General features: G+C 28.7%; 3 protein-coding genes. All 3 read left to right on the top strand.

Going from position 1 to position 4733, the window contains the following annotated elements; genetic code table 11:
- Positions 1-356 precede the first annotated feature (356 nt).
- The 3 genes from pepF (at position 357) to AB2369_RS11490 (ending at position 4511) form a co-directional block, all read left to right on the top strand.
- Entirely contained in the window at positions 357-2156 is a 1800-nt protein-coding gene (pepF, locus tag AB2369_RS11500; RefSeq protein WP_367666621.1) for an oligoendopeptidase F, read from the top strand.
- A gap of 316 nt (positions 2157-2472) precedes the next feature.
- Positions 2473-3531 (top strand): HD-GYP domain-containing protein, encoded by a 1059-nt coding sequence (locus AB2369_RS11495; RefSeq protein WP_367666620.1) that lies wholly within the window; start codon positions 2473-2475, stop codon positions 3529-3531.
- Positions 3532-3554: 23 nt separating this feature from the next.
- Positions 3555-4511, top strand: a complete 957-nt coding sequence (locus tag AB2369_RS11490; protein ID WP_367666619.1) for a rhomboid family intramembrane serine protease — start codon at positions 3555-3557, stop codon at positions 4509-4511.
- The last annotated feature ends 222 nt before the right edge of the window (positions 4512-4733 follow it).

The raw sequence follows: 4733 nt of genomic DNA, 5'->3' as shown, positions 1-4733 counted from the left end.
TACTAGTGTTTTATTAATATTAATAATAAAGTTGTAGGGTTTTTAGCCTAAATCCTAATGTATACATGTACTTAAATTTTTAAAAATCTTAGATTTTAAGCAGTGCATAAGATAAGTTTTGAATCAAAAACTCTATAAGAGAGGATTCTTAAGTGAGATCTTAGTTTATATATGGATGTAGAGAATTACAAATAGACAATAAGATTTTATGAATAAATTACTTTTATATTTAAAACCATAGCGTATATTTTAGTTAAAATTTTTATATAGTTTATTTAGATGTTTAAATTAATAAATTCTTATGATATTATAATTAATAGGTTAATTTCATAATTTTACCATAAGGGGGGCTATTTATGAGTAATGTTAAAACTATAAAAACCAGGGATTTCATTGAAGATAAGTATAAATGGAAGATTGAAAAGTTATATGAAAGTGTTTCTAAGTGGGAGGAAGACTTTGAAAAATTAAAAAAAGAGACTCCTATTTTAAAGACATTTTCATCACAACTTAATAATCCAGAGAAACTTATGGAGTTTTTTAAAAAATATGTAGATATGTCTAGAGCTTTAGATAAAATATATGTGTATGCTCAGTTAAAAGGTGATGAGGATACAAGCAATACAGTTTATCAAGGGCTAAGAAGTAAAATAGATACCTTCATGGCAGAGTTTAGATCCTACTATGCTTATCTTGAACCAGAAATTCTTTCATTGCCAGAGGATTATTTAGAGAAAGCTATAGAAAAGGTTCCAGAACTTAAGGAGTATAGATTTTTCCTTGATAAAATCTTGAATCAAAAACCCCATACCTTAAGTAAGGAAAAGGAGGAGCTACTAGCATCAGTTTCAAGTTGTCTATATGCAGCTGAAGATATTTATTCAATGCTAACCAATGCAGATATGACTTTCCCAGTTATAAAAGATGAGGAAGGTAATGAGGTTGAGCTTACAGAGGTTAACTATGGAACTTTTATAAGATCTAAGGATAGAAGAGTAAGAGAAGATGCTTTTAAAGCATTATTTAGTACCTATAAAAAATATATAAACACCATAGCAACCTCTCTAACTTTCAATATAAAGAATTTAGTATTAGAGACAAAAATTAGAAATTATGACTCTTGCCTAGAGACAGCATTAAAGCCTAATAACATACCATTAGATGTTTATAATAGCTCATTAGAAACAGTGAATAAACATCTAAGCTTACTTCATAGATATGTAGATATAAAAAAGAGACTTTTAGGACTTTCTGATATACACATGTATGATTTATATGTTCCTGTTATAGATGTAGAAAAAGAGCATATAGAATATGAAGATGCAGTAAATATAGTAAAGGAAGGTCTACACCCTCTAGGAGAAGAATATTTATCAATATTTAGTGAAGGAATAAAAGAAGGATGGGTAGATGTTTTTGAGAATAAAGGAAAAAGGGGAGGAGCTTACTCATGGGGATGCTACGATAGTATGCCTTATGTGTTACTAAATTATAATTATGGATTAGATGATGTATCAACCCTTGCCCATGAAATGGGTCACTCTATTCATTCTTATTATTCAAGAGAAGAACAACCATATATATACTCAGAATATACAATTTTCTGCGCGGAAGTTGCATCCACTTGTAATGAGGCTTTACTTATAAATTATTTAATTAATAAAGAAAAAGATAGAAATAAGAGATTGTATTTAATAAATCAAGAGCTGGAGCAAATAAGAACTACTGTATTTAGACAGTTAATGTTTGCAGAGTTTGAAGCCATAACACATAGTACTATGGAAAAGGGTTCTTCCTTAACAGGAGAAGATTTAAACAAGATTTGGCATGATTTAAATGTAAAATACTTCGGACCAAGTATGATTATAGATGAGGAGATAGATATAGAGTGGGCTAGAATACCTCATTTTTATGGTGATTTTTATGTTTATCAATATGCAACAGGATATGCAGCAGCTTCTTCCTTTGCAAATTCTATTTTGAAAGAAGGGGAGAAGGCAGTAGAAAGATACAAAGGTTTCTTAAAAGCGGGGGGTTCTGACTATCCAATAAACATACTAAAAAAAGCAGGGGTAGATATGACAACTTCTAAGCCGTTAGAAGCCACTATGATGAGATTTAAAGAACTATTAGATATGTTAGAAGAGGAAATATAATATATGAACTAAAAGAGGCTATTAATGTAATAGTCTCTTTACTTTATAGAATGAATCTTCCTTCAGGTGGTGTTCTTTCCACCATATGAAGGTTAGATGAGTTAATCTAGGGGCGTAGAAACTGTTATACCCCATCTTTTAAGAGGATGTGGGTGTTACAGCTCATAGCCATCAGATAAAAAGTTTTAATTATACTTTGAAGAAATACCTATTAGGCTATATAATTAATTTATAACTTTAAAATTCCTAGTAATGTTTTTAATTATTTAGGGGGGTTATTTATAGTTTTACATAGTTAATTTTAGAGAGGTATAATATGAGATTTGAATTTATTGATAGGGTAAAAGAGGGAGAAGTATTAGCTAAAAGTATATTTACCAGTGATGGAAAAGTGCTTCTAAGATCTGGAATAACTTTAACCACTAAGTATATCAAAAGACTTAAGACTCTAGAAGTATTTTATATTTATATAGAAGATGAAAGGCTAGATGATATTAACGTAGAGGATAAAAGGTTAAATGACATAAAGATGAGCGCAGTAAAAGCCTTATCTACTGTAGTTAAAAATGTAGATAATAATTCACAAGTTGGATTTAGAACCTCTACCGAAATTGTAGAAGAGCTTATGGACTACATATTAAATATGGGAGATGTAAGTAAAAGTTTATATGATATAAAAACCTTTGATAACTATACTCACATTCATTCCATAGATACAGGAATAATGAGTCTTTTTATGGGGATAAATTTTAATATACCTAAAAGGGAGTTAGTAGATTTAGGAGTAGCAGCTATACTTCATGATATAGGTAAGCTTAAAATACCTAAAAGTATAATAAATAAAAGAGGTCCCCTTACCAACGAAGAGTTTAAGGAAATGAAAAAACACCCAATTTATGGAGCAGATATGCTTAAAAAGAATTATTTAGTATCGGATAAAATAGTGAGAACAGTGCTTCAGCATCATGAAAAATTTAATGGAAAGGGATATCCTTATGGACTTAAAGATGGTCATATATGTGATACAGCTCAAATTGTATCCATATGTGATGTATATGATTCTGTAAGTAATGATAGAGTATATAGAAAAAAGTTTTCTCCTAATGATGCTTATGAGCTTATCTTATCAGAAGCTAATAACAGTTTTAGAATGGACATGGTAAATAATTTTAGAAACACATTTTTTGTATATCCACTAGGATGTTGTGTAAAATTATCAAATAACATAGAAGGTTATGTTATAAACCAAAATAGTGGATATCCAGATAGACCAAGAATAAGGGTGCTTTATGATCATGAAACTAGAGAACCGATACCTTTCTATGAAGTAGATCTATTTAAAGAGATAAGCTTAACCATAGTAGGAATTGTTTAAATTTATTTTAAAGGAGAGCGTTTATGGAAAAATATATATTTACCCTATTATCTCAAAAAGGTTTTTTTATAGAGGAGTACAGTGTACTTGGTAGAGATAAGAGGGAGTACATAGCTATGTATTTTTCAGGAACAAAGGTTTTAGCCGTAATATTAAGTACTGAAGATAATTATGAAATAAAGGCAATGAGTGGATTAAATCATTTAAGAGCTAAGGGATTTAGTGAAATATATTTTAATAACATAATTATAACGGATAATATTAATATACATAGTGAGAATTATGGTACTATTCTTTTAAGCAAGAATGGTAAAGATGTTATAGGATACAACAATGCCAATGGGGAAATTATAAATATTTTAAAAGAAAGTAATTCAAAGGGCTCTATTAAAATAGAAAAGCCTATAAAAGAGTTTCTTACTCCAACTAATATAATTATAGGGATAAATATACTAGTTTTTTTAATAACTGCTTATTATTCAAGAAGTTTATCCTATATAAATAATAATGTTTTAGTGTTTTTTGGAGCTAAGGTCAATTTTCTCATTGATAGAGGAGAGTATTATAGATTATTTACAGCTATGTTTCTTCATGGGGGACTTGTTCATATAGGATTTAATATGTACGCTCTAAAATCATTAGGAGAATTAATTGAAAAAATTTATGGAAACAAAAAGTTTTTAGCCATATATTTTATTGGAGGACTTACTGGGTCTTATTTTAGTTATATATTCTCAGATAGCATATCAGTGGGAGCCTCAGGAGCTATATTTGCCCTCTTAGGAGGAGCTTTAATTTATGCTCATAAAGAAAAAGGACGTATAGGAAAAGATTTTTTTATAGAGATATTAAAGGTTATAGGAATAAATATATTTATAGGACTTACCTTACCTAATATAGATAATTATGGACATTTAGGTGGACTTATAGGAGGGGCAATAGTTGCTTATATACTATATTCACGAAGAAGGAAAATTTAGTATATAAAATGAAAGATATACTATTATTTAGAATCATATAATATTTAAGCAAATATTATTATGGTAATTAAAATTAATATACTACATATAATTTATAATCTTACGATAAATCATATGTAGTATATTTAATAGAGTCTATGAAAAAACACTATGAGCATTAATTAAAATTAAAGTGTACCCTTTGTCAAGGACAGTTTAAAAAAGACACTGTTAATTTAAAAG

It is taken from the genome of Clostridium sp., from assembly GCF_040797585.1.
Taxonomy (GTDB): domain Bacteria; phylum Bacillota; class Clostridia; order Clostridiales; family Clostridiaceae; genus Clostridium_Z.
This window is presented reverse-complemented; position numbering and strand designations above follow the sequence as displayed.